Below are 20070 nucleotides of genomic sequence, written 5' to 3'. Positions count from 1 at the left end.
GTACGCAAGATATTGAACCGCCGTATACGGAACCGTACGTACGGTGGTGTGAGAGGTCGGATAATCAATTAATGATTATCCTCCTACTCGATTTTATCAAAAGAGCGGAAGGAGCTGAGGCCGTCCCCCGCGGGTGGGAGGGATTCTCCTGTATCGGATATAGTAATATGTTCGTGTTTTACTATTCAAATTAATGTTATGTACCAGCCTCGTTCTTTTTTTATGGAGTCAGGACCTTTTCATAAAAGTAAAAGGGATTTTCTCGTTCGGGAAACGTTTGCTCCCCTACAAAGGTAAAGTGGTGCTTTTTAAAAAGCTCCTGTGCCTTACGATTTAATGAATAAGTGTCTACTTTCATTGACGTACAGCCATTCTCAATCGCATGACGTTCAGCAAAAGAAATGAGCTGTGATGCAATTCCCTTTTTACGGATGGATGGGTTTACGACTAGTCGATGAAAAATCATGGCTTGTTCAATTGGTCGATCCCATTCAAACTCGCTATATGCAGTGGAGAAGTGTTGATCGATCGTGATCGATCCAGCGACTTCATCATCAAGTATATATACGAATATGGACTGATTATCTACATCTTTTTGAAAGTCCTCAGCCAAAGGATATTGATTATCCCATTGATCATTTTGCTCTTTTTTCATTATTTCAACAGTTTCTGATGCCATGTTTGCTAAGTATTGGATATCTGTAGATTGTGCTGGACGTATCAAGATGTTCACCTCTAAAGAAAGATATCCTCAAATGTATCACAGACCTTTTAGGATGTCTTTTCTTTGCCCTTGTTTTTCACGTTTGTGCCGCATATTTATGTAATCCTGATTCATAATAAACAAACTTAACAAAGTTACATTAGGTTGACATGAATATATCAAAGGAGTATATTTCGTGTACCGAAGTAATAAGGAATGATCCTTAATTTTATGAAAGAAGGTCCTATTGTGAATTCAACACAGACATTACCTCAAGATGAGATCAAAACCGCTTTAAAAGGGAAGGATTTATTAATGAATCCAAGCCTGAATAAAGGGGTTGCTTTTACGGAAGAAGAACGGAGAGATCTAGAACTAGAGGGGCTACTTCCTCCAACTGTTCTTACGATCAAGGAACAAAGCGATCGTGCGTATGAACAGTTTTTAGCTCAACCAACAAATCTTCGAAAAAATGTCGTTTTAAGTGATTTAGCGAACCGGAACCGGGTGTTATTTTATCACTTGTTCAGCGAACATATCGCTGAAATGCTACCTGTTGTTTATACGCCAACTGTAGGTACGGCGATTCAAGAATATAGCCACGAATATTACCGTCCTGAGGGTTTGTACCTATCCATTACTAACGTGGAAGGCATTTCAAAGGCATTTGAAAATATTAACCTTGGTTCAGATGATATAGATATCATTGTTGCAACTGATTCTGAAAGTATCCTTGGTATTGGTGACTGGGGTATTGGTGGAATTAAGATTGCAATTGGCAAGCTTGCCGTATACACTGCCGCAGCTGGAATTGATCCAAGTCGAGTATTAGCTGTTGTACTGGATACTGGTACAAATAATCAAAAGCTCCTCGAGGACCCTTTATATATTGGTGAACGTCATGGACGGGTTCGCGGAGAAAAGTATGATCAGTTTATCTCTGCTTATGTTGAAGAATCACTAAAGAAATTCCCGAGTGCATTACTTCACTGGGAGGATTTTGGTGGTGCCAACGCTAGGAAGATTATTGATGACTACAAGGAATCGGTTCTAAACTTTAATGATGATATTCAAGGAACAGGTGCTGTTACTCTGTCTGCCATTGTATCAGCATTAAAAGTAACGGGTAACCCATTAGAAGAACAGCGAGTAGTCGTCTTTGGGCCGGGATCAGCAGGGATTGGGAATGCTGATCAAATCGTTGGGGCGATGACGCTCAATGGAATAACGGAAGAGGCTGCGTACCAACAATTCTGGGCTGTCGATCAATTCGGACTGCTCACAGAAAGTAGAGGAAACACAGCTGACTTTCATAAGCCATATCTTCGTCCAGATTCTGAGGTGACCAACTGGGAAAGAAATGTAGAGGGCCAAATCGAACTGTTAGAAGTCATCAAGCATGTAAAGCCAACGATTCTAATTGGTACATCAGGTACAACAGGTGCTTTTAGCGAAAAGGTTGTGCGTGAAATGGCGGCTCATACTGAGCGACCGATCATCATGCCTATGTCTAATCCAACTCCTCTAGCAGAGGCCATTCCAGAAGATCTAATCAAGTGGACGGATGGAAAAGCTCTCATTGCAACGGGTAGCCCATTTTCTCCAGTGAGCTATAAAGGTGTTGACTATGAGATCGGTCAGGCCAATAATGCATTTGTATTTCCTGGCCTGGGGCTCGGCGCTGTCGTTGTAAAAGCAAAACTCTTTACGGAGAAGATGTTTGCAGCCTCAGCAGAAGCTGTTGCGAATGCCACAAAAGGAACAGGAGAAGGCGCAGCCATTCTGCCGAGAGTAGAGGATCTTCGGTCTGTTTCATTTGATGTTGCGGTCGCTGTAGCCAAAGCGGCCATTGAGGAGAATGTTGCTCAAATAACACCAGACAACATCGAACAGGCAGTGAAGGATGCAATGTGGGAGCCAACCTATAAAACCATTGTATCCTCGAAAAAAGCTAACTGAAATTGGAGTCCTGAAAAGTGGGAATAAGTGAAATCTTCATCATCCTGATACCAATATTCTTTGTTATTTTACTCGGGTATCTTGCAGGATATTTAAATGTATTTGATAAACATTCGTCAAAAGGAATCAACACACTTGTTACAAAGTTTGCCTTACCAGCTCATTTATTTGTTGGTGTGACAACCACACCAAGAGATGTCCTACTTGCACAATGGCCGTTTCTGATCGCATTAGTACTTGGAATCTTTGTCTTTTATCTTGTGATTTATGTGATCATGAAATTTGGGTTTAAGTTTACCCTCTCAAATTCGGCTATGTTTTCATTAAACGCTGCTCAACCAACCTTTGCCTTCATGGGAATTCCCGTTTTGGGAAGCTTGTTTGGCTCGGAAGTAGTAGCTGTTCCAATTGCAGTGACTGGGATTGTTGTTAATGCACTGCTTGACCCAACAGCAACCATTATGGGAACCATAGGTCAAAGAGAAAAAGTTGAAAACGAAAAGATGGGAAAAGTAATTGTTAAAACCTTTGCACACGGACTACGTGAGCCATTAGCACTTGTGCCGTTGATTGCAGTGATCCTTACCCTACTTGGTTTTCATGCACCTGGTCTACTTGCAGATTCATTTAATGAAATAGGCGATGTGACCTCGGGTGTTGCGCTCTTTGCAGTGGGTGTAACAGTAGGGATTAGAAAGATCAGCTTTAATGGATCAGCTTTCAGTATCGCTATTCTAAAAACAATCATTCAACCAGCGTTAATGCTTTTAATTGCTTGGGCGGTGGGAATGTCCCGAGAAGATACAACCATGTTAGTCCTGCTCGTTGCCTTTCCTGGTTCTGCGGTTGCAGCTATGATAGCTGTCCGTTTTGAATCGATGGAGGCTGAAGCTGGTTCTGCCTTTGTGTTAAGTGCCATTATCTCTGTATTGACCTTACCTTTCTTAATTTCACTTTTGATGTAAGAGACTGAGCTTCCAAAAATGACAACATTTTTGGAAGCTCTTTGCGTTTTTATCTACAACGTTCTTTCCTGTATGGAACTTTTTCTCATGCACAACGTAAATACACACAGAAATGAAAGGGTGTGGCGAAATGGACTTATATATCAAACAACGGATCTTCACGTTTAATGACCAATTTACTGTAGCGGATCTTGAAGGCAATCAATTATATGACGTACAAGGTAAATTCTTTTCATTCGGTGACCAATTAACGATTTCTGAAATAAATGGTCCAAATCAAATTCATATCAAACAAAAACTGGCCTCCTGGATGCCACGTTACTTAATTGAGGTTGATGGCCAGGTTATATGCGAGGTGGTAAAGAAATTTACATTCTTCAAAGCTAACTTTGATATTCTCCCTTATAACTGGGTGGTCGAAGGAGATGTGTTTAACCATCAATACATTTTGAGGGACGGTTCAACAGAACTGATGACAGTAACTAAAGAGTGGCTATCGTGGGGAGATACGTACCACGTCACGATCCACAACGATGAACACGTTTTACCTTGTTTAGCGATCATGATTGTCATAGATATGGTTCTTCATAATAAAAAGAGCGGTGGAAGTGGAAATCATTCATTTAGTGATAATCAGTAAGGAATGATCTTTAGGGGCAGACCAAGAAGAACAGCATTAGCAAGAGAGTGGCTGGGAATACTAAGATGAAACCCCATTTAATCAAGAAGCAAAGAGCCTTAGCAAGAACAATGAGGGAACTACCAAGCCGAGAGTCCATTCCACCAAGAAACAGGTGCTGATAACAAGGAAAACGAGCTTGAAACCAAGCTCGTCTCCTCGATAACAAGAACGCTGGAACCCGCACCAAGAAGAATGATAGGTACTTCAAGGAGAATGGGAGTCCCACCAAGAAGAACAGCGTTAGCAAGAGAGTGGCTGGGAATACTAAGATGAAACCCCATTTAATCAAGAAGCAAAGAGCCTTAGCAAGAACAATGAGCAAACTACCAAGCCGAGAGCCCATTCCACCAAGAAACAGGTGCTGATAACAAGGAAAACGAGCTTGAAATCAAGCTCGTCTCCTCGATAACAAGAACGCTGGAGCCCGCACCAAGAAGAATGATAGGTACTTCAAGGAGAATGGGAGTCCTACCAAGAAGAACAGCGTTAGCAAAAGGAAAGCAAGGAACAAGCCCAGCATTCAATACTGGAGCTTGTTTTTTACGTTTAGGGAGCAAGTGTTTTATACATATATGAATAAAACTGCTCCTTGAGTTCAGGTGTTCGGTCTGGAGCGACAATCTGCATGACTCTTAACCCATAAGAGTACGTTAAAAAAGAGGAAGCACTACGGGCTGGATCAACCTTTGAATCAATGACTCCGCCCACTTGTCCAGTTTTAATCCAGCTTACTGCTTGGCTTTCACTAAATGTATAAAAGTCCTCTAAAACCTTCTCAACTTGAGGATTGTCTTTTTTACTAAGGAGATAGGTGAAAATGGAGTTTGTTACATCTTCTTCATTCAAAAAGAAAGTTAATCCCTCTGTAATTGCTGATAGAGGTTCTTCTAATCGAACGCAATTGTTCTCTAAAATAGACCAGAACGTAGCATTGATCTTACTGATATGACTCTGTAGTAACAAACCAAACAGTTCATCTTTGCTGCTCACATAATGATAGATTGCGCCTTTTGAAACAGCTGACTGCTCCATAATCATTTTTAATGTTGTATTAGCACACCCGTGTTCTTTGATGAGCTGTTCTGTTTGGGCTAAGATATGTAGCAAGCTAGCTGGTAGTTTATGAGTATCCATATTAGTAAATAATCCTTTCATAAAAGCATTGACAAACCGACGGTCGGTATTTTAATCTGAAACCGACCGTTGGTTTGTTTTTAGGTTAATGTGTAGTGTATTAAAAGTCAATCGAATCAAAGAAATGAGGGAGACCGTTGAATATTACTAAAGGCAGATTGATACCAAAAAACGATCAACCGATCACAATTTTTGTGATTGGGATAAAGATTACAAAGCTTTGGGCCGTACATAAGTGGTTCAAGACTTTTATGGCGATGGGACCGATGCTTACAGAACTATCCCAGCATAAGCAAGAGTTAGGGTTTTATCATTCTGAATTCAATTTAACCTGGCGCGGGGTAACATTGATCCAATATTGGAAATCAGAAGAGGCGCTCATGGGTTATTCTAGGTCCCCTAAACACCTGAAGGCATGGAAACACTTTAATAAACGAGTAGCTGCTGACTACAGCATTGGTATTTTTCATGAAGCATACAACGTTCCGGCTCATCAGTATCATTCCATTTTTGTGAATATGCCAGAGATGGGCTTGGTAAAATTACAGAGATAAGTTGAATTCAACGTGTACACTAACTAATTTCTGGGAAAGGGTAAACAGAAGCAAAGGAAGCGAGGAGAGATAGGATGAACACTCGGGTCGGCTTACTGTCTACTGGTTTCTTAATGATAGGTTTAGTGGCGTGTGGAGACGATGATCAAACGAATGGTTTAAATGAAGCGAATGAAACACATGACGGAACGGTTGTCCAAGAGCCAACTGATGAAGATGAAGTTGAAACAGATCAGGAGGGTGAAGAAGAGCCGGAAATTCCTGAAAGTGATAGTGAAGTAGAAGAGGAAGAAGACCATTCTGATGTTCAAGAGCTTAAGAGATTTGATTCGAGCGAAGAACGAGAAGCTAAGACAACCAAAGAAGTTGAGTATGTGGAAAACGGTTTGTTTGTTGGTGGTGAGATTACGGATGGCAAGGTCATTGATGACATGAATCATGGGATGCATGATGGATTTGAGCGACTCGTACTGGAAGTCTATGAAGGGAATTTTCAAGAAGTAAGGGGCCAAGCTAAGATACCTAACTATTTTGAAGTCGCACAGGAATACTATCCTGCCAGGCTCGTTTACACCTTAAATGGTATTCGGGACCAGGCCGACGAGTTTCCGAGTTTTGACGAGTCTATTCTTTTTTCTTACATAGATTTACTCCCTGTTTTTGATGATTCAATGATGATACTCGCTTCCTATTTTAATGAAAGCGTTGAATATGAAGTGTTTGAAATGCACGATCCAGGTAAAATTGTTACGGATGTTCGAATGCTGGAGAAAGAAGAGTATCCTGCTGTATATTCGGTAAGAACGGCTTCTATTTTCCCAGCTGAAGAGACAGTTGAAGGGATCCAGCGTTTTCTGAGCGATCTTGGTTCCACTGAAAATGAAAACGTAAGAACAATTCATTCCACAGGTGAAACGCTGTTTGTGGAAGAAGGGTATTACCGAACATTTGAGGAAGCAGAGGACAAAGTTGCGGAGCTTCAGGACGGCTTGGACTTTGAGCTTCACATTGAAGAACGTGGAATGTTTGATCTACCAGATGTGATTGAATAAATGAAAAAAAGCGAGTGCCCTAAGCAAGGGGCATTCGCTTTTTCATGTTGATTCTATTCCTCAAAAGGTACCCAGCCACGAGCATTCATAATTAAATTCCACAGTGGTTCTGGCAGTGTATATGTTTCTTTTTGACTAACCTTGATTACTGTTTGAATGTTGGCCTCTTCACCATTCTTCACCATGTTCACCCAGTTAGGCTCAATAAGAAACTCTCGTCCAATCGCTACAAAATCCATTCCTTCATCTTCTAACACGGCGACTGCCTCTGCCGGCGTATAGACTGAACCAACTCCAACGATTGGTACTTGCTCGCCGACTCGCTCTTTAATGAGACTAAGTCTGCTTCTTGTTTCATCTGCACCTCTACGTGCTTTTGAATGAGCTTCCATTAGAGAGACATGCAGGTAATCAAGCTCTTTTTGTGCGAGTGCATCAACGAGTACAGAGGTATCCTCCATTGTTAAACCAGGTGTTTCAGGTTCTTCTGGAGAAAAGCGATAGCCTACTAAAAAGTTCTCTGCACCCTCTGTTGCAACCGCGTCTTTTACTGTATCAACAATTGCTAATGGAAAGGCAAGTCGATCTGATGCAGACTCGCCGCCCCATGTATCGGATCGTTTATTTGTATGAGGAGAAAAGAATTGTTGGATCAAGTAGCCATTGGCACCATGGATCTCAACTCCATCAAATCCAGCTTGTATTGCTCTTGTTGTTGCTGCCCCAAACCCTGCAATGATTTCTTGGACCTCTGCATCTGTTAAAGCACGCACTCCTTTGTCAGGAATGTCACTTGCACTTAGTACGTCTCCATTGGGCACTAGATTTGAAGGACATTGCAAGCCGCCATGATGAATTTGAATCACGGCTTTTGCGCCTTTTTCATGGATCGTATCAGCAAGTCTTTTTAGCCCAGGGATGTGTGCATCATCATAGATACCTGGCTGACCTGGGAATGCCTTTCCGTTTTCGTGAACATTGGCACAAGCCGTAATGACAATTCCTGGTCCATCCGAACGCACAGAAATATAAGGAAGCTCTTGCTCTGAAATCGTCCCGTCATCATTCGAACTATAATGTGTCATCGGTGCAACCATAATTCTGTTCTCGGTTTGTACACCGCTCCTAAATGTAAATGGCTTAAAAAGAGGTTGATAAGCTGACTTCATCTTCAACATCCTTCTTTCGTTAGTTTATGTAGGTTCCTTTGATCAGTTTAGGTGGTTAACTGATTCTCTGCAAACCATCTGCTCATGCTTGGATATCTGACAACATAATTGCTTTTTTTCGTAAAAACCTTCATCTCCGGAGGGCATTTGCATAGGATAAAGCACCTGAATAACTGTCATGCATAAAGAAGTAAAACGATACAAGCATCCAACTGGGAGGTGATCGAAAGTGAAACTACGTATTCAAGAGTTGGGAAAATCATTTCAAAAGGATGGCCAGACCACAGAGGTTTTAAAACCGGTCAATCTGCAAATAGAGAAAGGGAAATTTGTCAGTGTACTTGGTCCGAGTGGATGTGGAAAATCCACACTTTTTAATATTATTGCAGGGCTAACCACTCCTACGTCAGGTGATGTGCTGGTTGATGGTCAAAGTATTCTTAACAAAAGTGGTCAGGTTGGTTACATGCTTCAGAAAGACCTGCTCCTACCGTGGCGTACGATTATCCAGAATGTCATTCTTGGACTTGAATTAAAAGGAATAAAGAAAAAGGATGCGATCCAAGAAGCCTTGCCTCTTCTTGAACGCTACGGATTAAAAGGGTTTGAACAGCATTTTCCAAATGAATTATCTGGTGGAATGAGACAACGGGCGGCTTTGTTGCGAACGTTCCTGTACGATGCCGACATCATGCTTTTAGATGAACCCTTTGCTGCGCTTGATGCACAGACAAAAGGTCAAATGCAGTCTTGGCTCCTGAAGATGTGGGCCGATGTGGAGAAAACAATCATGTTTGTTACACATGACATTGATGAGGCGATTTTTTTATCAGATACCATCTATGTTCTCTCAGCAAGGCCAGGATCAGTCAAGGCTGTACTTGACGTTGATCTAAAGCGCCCTCGCCAAAGAGAAGACTTATTAACCAATGAATTTCTTGACATGAAACGCACCTTGTACCATTTACTCTCGCAAGAAGAAAAGGAGGTAGAGCCACGTGAGCACGGTGAGCAATCAGAACAAAAAGGCAGGTGATGGGCAAGAGGGATCAGGCAAGTGGTTCTCCTTCTATACTATTTTAGGTCGGTGTTTAGTTGGTTTTTTTATCATAGTTGGATGGGAGCTCGGGGTTCGCTTCGGATTGATTGATTCTTACTACTGGAGTTCACCAACAGTCATTCTCGAAAAAGGCTGGTTTCAATTAACAGAGAGCACATTGATTCAAGACCTGATATTCACGTCTGGGGCCACTATCTATGGATTCATACTAGGTACGGTTATTGGAGCTTTAATTGGACTTTCCTTCTGGTGGTCGAAATTGTATGCGGCGATTAGTGAACCATACTTAGTCGCGTTTAATGCTATTCCTAAATTAGCTTTGGCTCCCGTCCTTGTTATTCTGATCGGTATCGGTTTTCCCTCAAAGGTCGTGCTCGCTTTTAGCATGACAGTGATTGTAACGGCTTTGGCAGCTTATAGCGGAGTGAAGCAGATCGATCCGGATATGGAGAAGCTCCTATACACACTAGGGGCAAAAAGACGTCATGTTTTCTCAAAAGTGGTCATTCCTTCTTCCTTGCCTTGGATCATTAGTAGCTTACGAATTAACATTGCACTAGCGCTTGCCGGGACGATTGTTGGTGAATTTATTGCTTCAAGAGAAGGAATTGGGCGCATGATTCTTTATGCAGGACAAATTCTTGATATTGATTTGGTTTGGGTCGGTGTTACAGTGCTTTCACTACTTGCTTTATTCATGTACTGGTTTGTCGGACTGATTGAACGATGGCTGCTTAAAAAAATTGGGCAAAAAGCTTAAGGAGGTATGGAACGGATGCTTAGAACGCTAAAAACAAAAGCAACGATTGTATGCATGATGGCGTTTGGATTACTACTTGCTAGCTGTAGTGGGAGTAATGAGGTCAAGCTTGAGAAAGTATCGATTGCGGAGCCTGCACATTTAACCGGTTATTTACCATTATACATTGCGATTCAAGAAGGATATTTTGAAGAAGAAGGTCTTGATGTTGAAATGGTTACAGCTGCTGGAGGCGCACATGTCACGTCACTAGTCAGCGGAGAAGTATGGGGGAACATTGCTGGACCTGACTCAAATGAACTTGCTAACGATGGAAGCAGTGATCCAATTGTAGCAGTAGCAAACGTTGTGAACCGGGCGAATGTGTATCTTATGGCTGAAAAGGGAACGCAGCCTGACGGGGATAGCGATGAGGAGCTCGCTGCTTTTATAAAAGGGAAGAATATCGCCGCAAGCAGATATGGAGGAAGTCCGAACCTGCTAACAAGATCTCTGTTCATTGATCTTGGCATTGACCTTGAAAACGACGTAACGCTCGAGGAGCCGGCGGATGTCACAGCAGTTATTGCCTTAGTTGAACAAGGAAAATCTCAAATCGCCAACGGAGCTGAACCGACGATTGCTGAAGGAATCAACAAAGGAATCTGGGAAGAGCCATTCTTTGGATTTCCATCACTCGGAGATTACCCTTACTCTGTAATTAGTGTGAAGCAATCAACCATTGACGAGGATCCAGAGCAGGTGCAAGGCTTTGTTCGAGCAATCTTGCGTGGACTCGAAACCGTCTACGATGACCCAGAACTTGCAGAAGAGGTCTTGCGTAAAGAATTCCCGACACTTAGCGACGAACAAGTAGAAGCTACGCAAGACCGAGCATACAAGGATGAACATTGGAGCAAGGACGGAATTATTACAGAAGAAGCATTAGCCAAAACAATGGACGTCCTAAAGAAAACCGGCATCTACGACCAACCATACTCCTACGAGAAAATGGTTGATATGCAGTTTGTTGAAAAGAATGAATAACTAAGAATTTAACTTTGGAATGCGAATTGGCAAATGGTTCTATAATTGAAACATTTGCCATTCGTGTCTTCTTAATCAAACAAGCGGAATGAGAACCCGAGACTCCCTCCGAAAAAGTACGCGGTGAAGACTCTGTAGCGGTGGTTCTCCGCGAAAGAGGCTGAGGCCGTTCCCGCAGGTGCGAGAAATTCTCGTGTAGCGGATAAGTTGCTCAGATATATTTTTTCATTCCTATTCTAGGACAAGCTATTCTACAAAAAAGTTGTTTACTAATGTTCGTTTTTGTTCGATAATAGGAATAGAACGTCCGTTAAAAGGAGAATACACATGTTGTCATTAGAACGCCACGAAAAACTATTAGCTTACCTTGATAAGCATAAAGCACTTAAGGTATCTGTAGTTAGTGATCTACTTAACGTTACGGAAAAGACCATTCGTTTAGATCTAGAAGAATTAGAAAAACGCCACTTGCTGCAACGTGTCCATGGCGGAGCAGTCATTCGTCAAGATCAGACGCGACTCTTCCCTGAAAAGGAACGCCAATCGAGTCATCAAAACAAAAAGGCTGACATTGCTAAAGCTGCTCTAAAAACGATCGAACCAAATGAAGTCATTTTGTTAGATGGAGGCAGTACAACCTATGCACTTGCAGAGCTTTTAGGTGAGTTTCCGCTAGCTGTCATTACAAATGATATTGAGATCGCTCATATACTCTATGCAAAAGAAAACATCCAATTAACAATGCTAGGTGGATCACAGCTTGGAGCCACTACGTCCCTGTTTGGAAATCAGACCATTGAAGCCTTGTCACATCTCTATGTCAGTCGCTTATTCCTTGGAACAACAGGTGTGTCAATTAATCAAGGACTAACCGTACTTAACAGCTTTCATTTTGATTGGAAGAGTACAGTGATCAAACGGGCGAGACATGTCACATTAATTGCAGACTCCACAAAGTTTGAGCAAACCGGCTTAATGACGTTTGCGACGCTTGACCAATTGGATCAAATTATTACAGATGCTGACCTAGATGAATCGATTTATGATGCATTTAAAGAAAGAGTTCCTCACATTAAGTTAGCCTAAAATGAAAGCATTGTGATGTAAGCGCCAACATGATATAATCAAACCAAATCGAACGGATTCGAACAATTATAATCTATAAATCTTCGAAATGCGTTCAACCCTTGAAGGAGAGATACCGATGATTTCCACAGGTAAAACGTTTATTCATGATGATTTTCTACTATCCAACGAGCCAGCAAAGAGGCTCTATCACGAATTTGCAAAAAATCAACCAATCTTAGATTATCACTGCCACGTATCTCCACACGAAATTGCGGATGATCGTCGTTATAACAATATTGCAGAAGTTTGGTTACATGGGGATCACTACAAATGGCGAGGCATGCGCGCTCTAGGTATTGATGAAGCTTATATAACGGGTGAAAAGAGTGACAAAGAGAAGTTTCTAAAGTGGGCTCAAGCGGTGCCACACACAATTGGAAATCCGCTATATCACTGGACACATCTTGAATTAAAGCGTTACTTTGGGGTTGATGAGTTGTTAAATGAACAGTCTGCGGAGCGTATCTGGACTCAAGTAAATGAGCGTTTGCAGGATTCAGATATGAGTACACGGGGAATCATCAATCAGTCAAATGTAAGCGTAATTTGTACAACAGATGACCCGATTGATTCATTAGAGTCTCATAAAAAGATAGCCGCTGAAAACGGAGACTTTAAAACAAAGGTATATCCTGCGTTCCGTCCAGATAAAGTTCTTGCTATTAAAACAGACTTGTTTAAAGGCTATGTTGAGAAGCTTGGAGCAGCAAGTGACACAACTATTCGCTCATATCAAGAACTGTTGGATGCTTTAGAGAAAAGAGCAAATGTGTTCCATGAAGCAGGTTGCCGTTTATCTGACCACGGAATTGATACGATTCCATACACAAATACATCAGAAGCAGAAGCTGGAGCCGTTTTCCAGAAGGCATTAAACGGGGAAGTCGTAACGCCTGAAGAAGAGCTTTCTTACCAAGCATTTACAATGCAGTTTCTTGGACGTCTCTATCACAAATTAGACTGGACGATGCAACTACATTTAGGTGCTGCACGAAATAATAATACGCGTATGTTTAATCAGCTTGGTCCAGATACTGGTTTTGATTCCATGGGAGACGCACCTATGGCTGTATCACTAAATGGCTTTTTAAACGAACTCGAAAAAACAGATCAATTACCTAAATCTATCATTTATACAGTGAACCCTATTTATAATGAAGTGATTGCATCCGCTATCGGAAACTTCCAATCTAGTGGAGCGCAAGGCAAGATTCAATTTGGATCTGGCTGGTGGTTCAACGATCAAAAGGAAGGAATGCTTAAGCAGCTTAAAGACCTTTCAAGCATTGGTATCTTAAGCACATTTGTTGGAATGTTAACAGATTCAAGAAGCTTCCTTTCTTATACAAGACATGAATATTTCCGTCGTGTGCTTTGTGACTTGGTTGGAAGTTGGATTGCAGCAGGAGAAGCACCTGAGGATTATGAGTGGATTGGTGCAATGATTGAAAACATTTGCTACAACAATGCTGAGCGTTATTTTGAGTTAGGGTAAGTAAAGAAAAAGGTCTGCCATATACGTTTGACAGACCTTTTTTGAATCTATTTATTCAGTACACGTTCAGGCCAGTTGCCAGCCCAAGCATATCCATAGCGTCTTTCCTGTTCAATCTCCATGATCTTGTGACGAATGACACCGTCTCGACCAGAGAAGATAGGGCGATTTGTACCAATCTCGTAGAATCTATACCATGTTTGTGCACCTTGTTCTTTAAAGAAGTGCGGTTCTACTCTTCTCTCATATCTCGTATTCTTTACTTTTGCCTTTTCAAACCATCTTAGTGCGTTGTTGACCGCATTTTTCACTTCAGGTGTTTGGTCAGGTCGTGATTGAAGCCACTCAACGACACCAACTGACTCGTCGGCAGAGATGGAGACATGTTCGTAAGCTCTTCCAGGCATTGGTTCATACGTTTCAGGATGATGCTGCTGACCCCATGCAGTAGGTTTTCCTTGGGCAACAATTTGAGCCTTAAGGATATAGTCTAATCCAAGATCGATTGCGTCAAAGAGCTCAGCTCGCAACTCGTCATTTCCAAAATCACCATCAAAGGGAGCTTCTTGATTTGCGATTTGTTCCATGATTTCAAGAACATTGATCATCGCTTGGTCATTAAATGTTACGTAATTAGAATACCAAACGTTATCAGATGGGCCTGTCCCACGCTCGGGATAGACTTGAGTAATTCCGCCACTTTCATATTGAAGCTTAAACAAAAAGTCGATTGCTGCATTTGCACTGTCTAGGAAACGCTGATCGCCAGTTAGTTGATACGCTTCAGCAACTATCAATAACTCTGAGACGGTTGCATCGTTATCGACGGTTCCAAGCTCTTGTCCATTGGATATCCAAACCGATCGTGGCTCACTACCATCCCAATCGCGTGTGTAGATATGAGGCGAATCTTTTGTCCATCCACCATGTTCCATTTGCCAGGTTAATAGATGTTCAGCTTGAGTCACTATGTCATTTGCTTTCGCATTTGAGGGAGTAAACAATCCAAACAAAATAATCATTACAAAAATAGGGGAGAGGAATTTAATTTTTTTCAAAAGGGTCACTCCATTCATCTTTTTTTGTTGGTATGGAACAAATCTACCATTTCCCTCCTTTAACATTGATATAATATAGATTAATAGTAAGCGCTTTCAAAACTAATCATAATGTCGTAAAACGATTCCATTCAAGTGGAATAAGCGTATTTTTGTAAAATGAAACTTGGGAAAATTCAGTTCATATGTTGAAAGGGGTAATAAGAGATGGATCATATTATTGTAAATGAACAGGATCACGTGGTTGTCGTATTACGTGATTATCAAGCAGGAGAACAGCTTCAACTAGACAACGAATCAATCACTCTACTTGAGGATGTAAAACGCGGTCATAAGGTAGCACGGGAAGATATTAAGAGTGGAAGTCCTGTACACAAGTATGGTTTCCCAATAGGTTTTGCAACCACTGACATTAATAAAGGTGCCTGGATTCATACACATAATATTAAAACAACCCTTGAAGGGACGCTTAACTACAACACCTTTACACCAAACGAAGTTGCCGTAAGTACAAGTGAACAAGTTAGTCCAAAAACCTTCCAAGGATATGTCCGCAAGAATGGAGATGTCGGTATCCGAAACGAAATCTGGATTGTTAACACAGTTGGCTGTATTAACAAAACCGCAGAAGTGCTTGCAAGACAAGGTGACAAGATGAACTTTGAAGGAGTAGACGCTGTCTCTCACTTCCCACATCCATTCGGCTGCTCTCAGCTTGGCGATGATCTACAAGCAACTCAGAAAATCCTAAGCAACCTAGTTGCACACCCCAATGCAGCTGGCGTTCTAGTACTTGGTCTTGGCTGTGAAAACAACTATATTGATGCCTTTAAGCAAGTAATTGGAGACTATGACCCAGATCGTGTGAAATTCTTAAGTGTACAGCAAGTATCAGATGAGTTAGAAGCAGGAATGGATTTAATCGAAGAACTAGCAACCTATGCAGCGACATTTAAAAGAGAATCCATTCCTGTGTCGAAGCTTAAAGTAGGCTTAAAATGTGGAGGGTCAGATGGGTTGTCTGGTATTACGGCGAACCCACTCGTTGGAACCTTCTCTGATAAACTAATTTCGCATGGCGGATCTACGGTATTAACGGAAGTACCTGAAATGTTTGGTGCTGAAACGATTTTAATGGATCGTGCAGCTGACGAGGAAGTATTTACAGGGATCGTTGACATGGTAAATGGATTCAAGGATTACTTTATTCGTCACGACCAGGTTGTCTATGAAAACCCATCTCCAGGTAACAAAGAGGGTGGAATTACGACACTTGAAGAAAAGTCACTGGGCTGTGTTCAAAAAGGTGGATTCGCACCAGTTGTGGACGTTCTTCCTTATGGTGGACGCTTAAAGAAAAATGGTCTTAGTCTACTACAAGGACCAGGAAACGACCTTGTCTCTGTGACAGCATTAGCTGCATCAGGTGCACATATTGTTCTTTTTACAACAGGTAGAGGAACACCGTTTGGCGGGCCTGTTCCAACAGTGAAGATGTCAACAAACACACCACTCTTTGAAAGAAAGAAAAACTGGATTGACTTTAACGCAGGTGAATTGGTTCAAGGAAAGAAAATGGATGATCTATCTGAGGAGTTATTGGATTACGTTTTAGATCTAGCATCTGGTGATGTCAGAACCCACAATGAAAAGCACGGATTTAAAGAAATTGCCTTATTTAAAGATGGCGTCATTTTATAAAAGGGAAGGGTGAGAGGTTTGGAGTGGAAGAAACTATCAAGTGAACAGATCAATCAACCAGTAGGGCAAGGAAAAGAAACCATCGTACAAGTAGGGGAAGGGAATTTTCTCCGTGGCTTTGTTGATTGGATGATTCATCAGCTTAATGAAAAAGGGTTGTACGATGGGAAAGTGGTTGCCATTCAACCGACGCCCCATGGAAAGGTCGTACCAAAGCTAAATGCACAGGACGGACTCTATACCTCTGTATTAAGAGGGGTGGAAAACGGAGAAACCGTTAACCGTGCAGAGCTCATTCAATCGATCTCAAGAGGCATTGATCCCTATAACAACTGGTCAGAGGTACTTGAGCTAGCCAGATCACCTCACATTGAATTTATGTTCTCTAACACTACCGAGGCTGGCTTAACGTATCACAAAGAGGCATTCGATGAGAGTAGCTCTCCACTATCTTTTCCAGGAAAAGTGGTTGCCTTTTTATATGAACGCTATAAAGCGTTTGAGGGAGATACGAACAAAGGGATTACGCTTGTTCCATGTGAACTCGTTGAAGGTAACGGAGATCTATTAAAGGAGATCGTCTTAAAGCTTATTAAAGACTGGAATCTATCAGATGACTTTAGACAATGGGTAGAAGAAGCAAATCTCTTCTGTAATACACTTGTGGATCGGATTGTCACAGGGTTCCCTCGTGGGGAGGAAGAAGATTTTAGAGAACGCCTTGGATATGATGATATCCTTTTAACGGTCGGTGAGCCATATCATTTGTTCGTTATCGATGCACCAGAGCATGTGGCCAAAAAGCTACCATTCGATCAAGCAGGATTAAATGTAAAGTGGGGAGACACCACTCCTTACCGTGAGCTAAAGGTACGATTGTTAAATGGAGCACATACGATGATGTTTGCAGCCTGCTACTTATCAGGAGTAGATACCGTCTATCAATCGATGACAAATGAAAAACTAGCAGCCTTCGTGAAAGATGGACTATTTAACGAAATCCTTCCAACCGTTGATGCAGATGATGAAGAGAAAGAAGCATTCGCCACATCTGTCCTAGAACGTTTCAGCAATCCGTTTCTTGAGCACCAGCTAACGGATATCGGCATGAACCCTCTTTACAAGTTTAAAACAAGAGTTGTGCCAAGCTTACTCGCTTACGTAAACAAGTTTGTCGAACTGCCTGAGAAGCTTTCGTTCAGTCTAGCAGCGCTCCTTGCATACACGAAGCCTGTCGGCAAAGAAGGAGCCTTCCTGGCAGGAGACAGAGATGGCACAAGTTACGTCATTCGTGATAACGAAGAAACGTTAAACTTCCTAACAGACGTGTGGGCAGCCTATGACGCCAAAGAAGCGACACTTGAAGAAACCGTCTATAAACTATTAGCAAACGAAGCCATTTGGGGCGAAAACCTCACTCAAGTAGAAGGGCTCACAAAGAAAGTCGCCTCAGATCTTGAAAAAGGGATTCATTCCCTTGTGTAAAACGGAAAGAACCAGCTGAGGCTGGTTCTTTTTCGTTTCGTTTGAGGAAGGAGGTGAGTGCTAAGAAGCTTTACCAAGAAGAATGCCAAAAGAGCAAGAACTCTAACCCCGAGTCCAAGAACAATCGCCACCGCACCAAGCCCACAGCATGTCCAACCAAGAGCGACCCGTCAATACCAAGACCAACCTCCAAAGCATCAAGAAAGAAGCTTCTTGAACCAAGAAGCTTCCCATTTAATTAATTCAAATTCCCATCATGTGTCGTTAATACGCGGTACAGGTCTGGGCGACGATCGCGGAACAATCCCCATTCAACACGCTGCGCTTCAAGCTGTGCTAAATCAAAGTCTGCATACAGGATTTCTTCTTGATCACGACTTGCCTCTTTGATGACGGATCCAGTTGGGCCGGCAATGAAGGACGAACCGTAGAACGTAATGCTTGAATCCTCATCTGTCTCCACACCAATGCGGTTCGAAGCAATCACTGGAACTAGATTGGTCGCAGCATGGCCAAGCATACATGTTTGCCAATGCTGCTTGCTATCAACACTTGAATCCTCAGGCTCAGATCCAATCGCTGTTGGGTATAAAAGAATTTCTGCTCCTTGAAGAGCCATTGCGCGTGCGGCTTCTGGGAACCACTGATCCCAGCAAATCCCTACTCCAACTTTTCCAACACGTGTGTTCCATACTTTGAATCCAGTGTCACCAGGAGTGAAGTAATATTTTTCTTCGTATCCGGGTCCATCTGGAATATGACTTTTACGATAGGTCCCAAGTATCGTTCCATCTGCATCAATCATTGCGACCGAATTGTAGCGCGCAGTGTTTTTCTTTTCATAAAAGCTAATTGGTAACACAACACTTAATTCTTTAGCAAGCTTTTGAAAATGCTGAATTGCTGGGTTTTCTTCTAAAGTTGTTGCGTACGCGTAGTAAGCTGGCTTTTCCTTTTGACAAAAGTAAGGTGTTTCAAAGAGTTCTTGAAGTAAAATTAAGTTGGCTCCGTTTGCAGCGGCTTCTCTCACAAGCTTGTCCGCCCGTGCAATATTTGTTTGAACATCTGCATCACAGCTCATCTGTGTTGCAGCTACTTTCAATGTACTCATTTGGAACTCCCCCCTGAAGGAACTTGTTGGGTTGTGCAATGCACATTTCCACCCTCTGCAATGATAGCCATGCCATCAATTGTACGAATGGTACGATCAGGAAAGGCTTGTTGTAAAATAGCTTCTGCTTTTTTATCATACTCGCTTGCATTGCCACCAAAAACAGGCAGGATTAAGCCATCGTTCACTAAATAAAAATTAATATAACTTAACGTAAGACGCTCTCCGTTAAGTTCACGATAGGGAGGCTGCTCAATCTGAATGACTTCAAATGAACGACCAGCTGCGTCTTTCTCTTTCGAAAGGATGCTGAGATGTTCTTGACTACGCTCATAGTTTGGGTCATTTGGATCGTTACATACCTGTAATAAGACTTTACCTGGTGCTGCAAAACAAGCGACATTGTCCACATGCCCATTCGTTTCATCGCCCTCTAGTCCAAGAGGCAGCCAAACAATCTTACTGACACCAAGTAGCTGCTGCAATTGTTCTTCCACATCGGCCTTGCTTAATTCAGGGTTACGGTTAGGGTTAAGCAAACACTCCTCTGTTGTAAGCAATGTTCCTTCGCCGTCTACATGAATACTACCACCTTCAAGAATAAGCGGAGCATCTATAGCGGGAACCTTCATAAAAGAAAGAAGAGCAGGAGCAACTTCATCATCCAGGTCCCACGGTTCATATTTCTCGCCCCATGCATTAAAACCCCAGTTGATACCTATCAATTGATTGTCGCCATCGCGGACAAATGTGGGTCCGTTATCTCTAAGCCACGCATCATTATGTGGCAGAGAAATAAGTTCAACAGGAGCATGTGTGAAGCGAGAAGCAACAGACTCCTCATCTTCAGGATTCACCACAACAAGGACTAGCTCAAACTCACTAATGGCAGTAATTAATTGTTCATACCCGTCACAAACATCTGCATATTGATCAGGATAGACCATCGAATCTTTAACTGGCCAAGCGATCATCGTTCTAGCGTGATGTGCCCATTCGGCGGGCATGGTATAGCGTTTATCTATCAT

Annotated in this window: 18 protein-coding genes; 12 read left to right on the top strand and 6 right to left on the bottom strand. The window is 42.1% G+C overall.

Going from position 1 to position 20070, the window contains the following annotated elements; all coding sequences use genetic code 11:
- Positions 1-220: 220 nt before the first annotated feature.
- On the bottom strand, positions 221-724 hold the full coding sequence (locus ACQKKO_RS18905) for a GNAT family N-acetyltransferase (protein ID WP_498649943.1): 504 nt from the start codon (positions 722-724) through the stop codon (positions 221-223).
- A 228-nt stretch (positions 725-952) separates the two neighbouring features.
- On the opposite strand from ACQKKO_RS18905, the gene ACQKKO_RS18900 reads away from it, so the two are divergent.
- The 3 genes from ACQKKO_RS18900 (at position 953) to ACQKKO_RS18890 (ending at position 4267) form a co-directional block, all read left to right on the top strand.
- Entirely contained in the window at positions 953-2662 is a 1710-nt protein-coding gene (locus tag ACQKKO_RS18900; RefSeq protein WP_498649941.1) for an NAD-dependent malic enzyme, read from the top strand.
- A gap of 17 nt (positions 2663-2679) precedes the next feature.
- Positions 2680-3627, top strand: coding sequence for an AEC family transporter (locus ACQKKO_RS18895; RefSeq protein WP_498649940.1), 948 nt, complete (start codon positions 2680-2682; stop codon positions 3625-3627).
- A 130-nt stretch (positions 3628-3757) separates the two neighbouring features.
- The gene (locus ACQKKO_RS18890) at positions 3758-4267 is read left to right on the top strand and encodes an LURP-one-related/scramblase family protein (protein WP_498649938.1); all 510 of its coding nucleotides are present in this window, start codon (positions 3758-3760) and stop codon (positions 4265-4267) included.
- A 588-nt stretch (positions 4268-4855) separates the two neighbouring features.
- Here ACQKKO_RS18890 and ACQKKO_RS18885 read toward each other — a convergent pair.
- Positions 4856-5443, bottom strand: a complete 588-nt coding sequence (locus ACQKKO_RS18885) for a TetR/AcrR family transcriptional regulator (RefSeq protein ID WP_498649936.1) — start codon at positions 5441-5443, stop codon at positions 4856-4858.
- A gap of 137 nt (positions 5444-5580) precedes the next feature.
- Here ACQKKO_RS18885 and ACQKKO_RS18880 point away from each other — a divergent pair, with 137 nt between their 5' ends.
- Positions 5581-5997, top strand: a complete 417-nt coding sequence (locus tag ACQKKO_RS18880; RefSeq protein ID WP_498649934.1) for a DUF4188 domain-containing protein — start codon at positions 5581-5583, stop codon at positions 5995-5997.
- A gap of 74 nt (positions 5998-6071) precedes the next feature.
- A complete protein-coding gene (locus tag ACQKKO_RS18875) occupies positions 6072-7049 on the top strand; it encodes a hypothetical protein (protein WP_498649932.1) in 978 nt (325 codons plus the stop codon).
- A 53-nt stretch (positions 7050-7102) separates the two neighbouring features.
- Here the strand turns inward: ACQKKO_RS18875 and ACQKKO_RS18870 are convergent, their stop codons facing one another.
- The gene (locus ACQKKO_RS18870) at positions 7103-8218 is read right to left on the bottom strand and encodes an NADH-dependent flavin oxidoreductase (RefSeq protein WP_498649930.1); all 1116 of its coding nucleotides are present in this window, start codon (positions 8216-8218) and stop codon (positions 7103-7105) included.
- Between the two features lie 229 nt (positions 8219-8447).
- Between ACQKKO_RS18870 and ACQKKO_RS18865 the strand changes: the two genes are divergently transcribed.
- The 5 genes from ACQKKO_RS18865 (at position 8448) to uxaC (ending at position 13687) form a co-directional block, all read left to right on the top strand.
- Positions 8448-9254, top strand: coding sequence for an ABC transporter ATP-binding protein (locus tag ACQKKO_RS18865; RefSeq protein ID WP_498649928.1), 807 nt, complete (start codon positions 8448-8450; stop codon positions 9252-9254).
- Positions 9217-10038: an ABC transporter permease gene (locus tag ACQKKO_RS18860; RefSeq protein ID WP_498649926.1), complete on the top strand. Its 822-nt coding sequence runs from the start codon at positions 9217-9219 to the stop codon at positions 10036-10038. Before ACQKKO_RS18865 ends, ACQKKO_RS18860 begins: the two co-directional genes overlap by 38 nt.
- A gap of 15 nt (positions 10039-10053) precedes the next feature.
- Positions 10054-11064: an ABC transporter substrate-binding protein gene (locus tag ACQKKO_RS18855; RefSeq protein ID WP_498649924.1), complete on the top strand. Its 1011-nt coding sequence runs from the start codon at positions 10054-10056 to the stop codon at positions 11062-11064.
- Positions 11065-11391: 327 nt separating this feature from the next.
- On the top strand, positions 11392-12150 hold the full coding sequence (locus ACQKKO_RS18850; RefSeq protein ID WP_498649922.1) for a DeoR/GlpR family DNA-binding transcription regulator: 759 nt from the start codon (positions 11392-11394) through the stop codon (positions 12148-12150).
- 118 nt (positions 12151-12268) lie between these two features.
- Positions 12269-13687 carry a glucuronate isomerase gene (gene uxaC / locus ACQKKO_RS18845; protein ID WP_498649920.1) on the top strand — a complete coding sequence of 473 codons (1419 nt, stop codon included), beginning with the start codon at positions 12269-12271 and terminating at the stop codon, positions 13685-13687.
- Between the two features lie 47 nt (positions 13688-13734).
- Here uxaC and pelA read toward each other — a convergent pair whose 3' ends face one another.
- Positions 13735-14745: a pectate lyase gene (gene pelA / locus ACQKKO_RS18840; RefSeq protein WP_498649919.1), complete on the bottom strand. Its 1011-nt coding sequence runs from the start codon at positions 14743-14745 to the stop codon at positions 13735-13737.
- A gap of 207 nt (positions 14746-14952) precedes the next feature.
- Here pelA and ACQKKO_RS18835 point away from each other — a divergent pair, with 207 nt between their 5' ends.
- Together ACQKKO_RS18835 and ACQKKO_RS18830 are read left to right on the top strand one after the other, a co-directional pair.
- Positions 14953-16446, top strand: a complete 1494-nt coding sequence (locus ACQKKO_RS18835; protein WP_498649918.1) for a UxaA family hydrolase — start codon at positions 14953-14955, stop codon at positions 16444-16446.
- An 18-nt stretch (positions 16447-16464) separates the two neighbouring features.
- A complete protein-coding gene (locus ACQKKO_RS18830; protein WP_498649916.1) occupies positions 16465-17931 on the top strand; it encodes a tagaturonate reductase in 1467 nt (488 codons plus the stop codon).
- Between the two features lie 238 nt (positions 17932-18169).
- Here the strand turns inward: ACQKKO_RS18830 and aguB are convergent, their stop codons facing one another.
- Together aguB and ACQKKO_RS18820 are read right to left on the bottom strand one after the other, a co-directional pair.
- On the bottom strand, positions 18170-19042 hold the full coding sequence (aguB, locus tag ACQKKO_RS18825; protein WP_498649914.1) for an N-carbamoylputrescine amidase: 873 nt from the start codon (positions 19040-19042) through the stop codon (positions 18170-18172).
- Positions 19039-20070: an agmatine deiminase family protein gene (locus tag ACQKKO_RS18820; RefSeq protein ID WP_498649912.1), complete on the bottom strand. Its 1032-nt coding sequence runs from the start codon at positions 20068-20070 to the stop codon at positions 19039-19041. Before ACQKKO_RS18820 ends, aguB begins: the two co-directional genes overlap by 4 nt.

This window comes from Alkalihalobacillus sp. NPDC127517 (assembly GCF_050276055.1).
Lineage (GTDB): Bacteria > Bacillota > Bacilli > Bacillales > Bacillaceae_D > Alkalicoccobacillus.
This window is presented reverse-complemented; position numbering and strand designations above follow the sequence as displayed.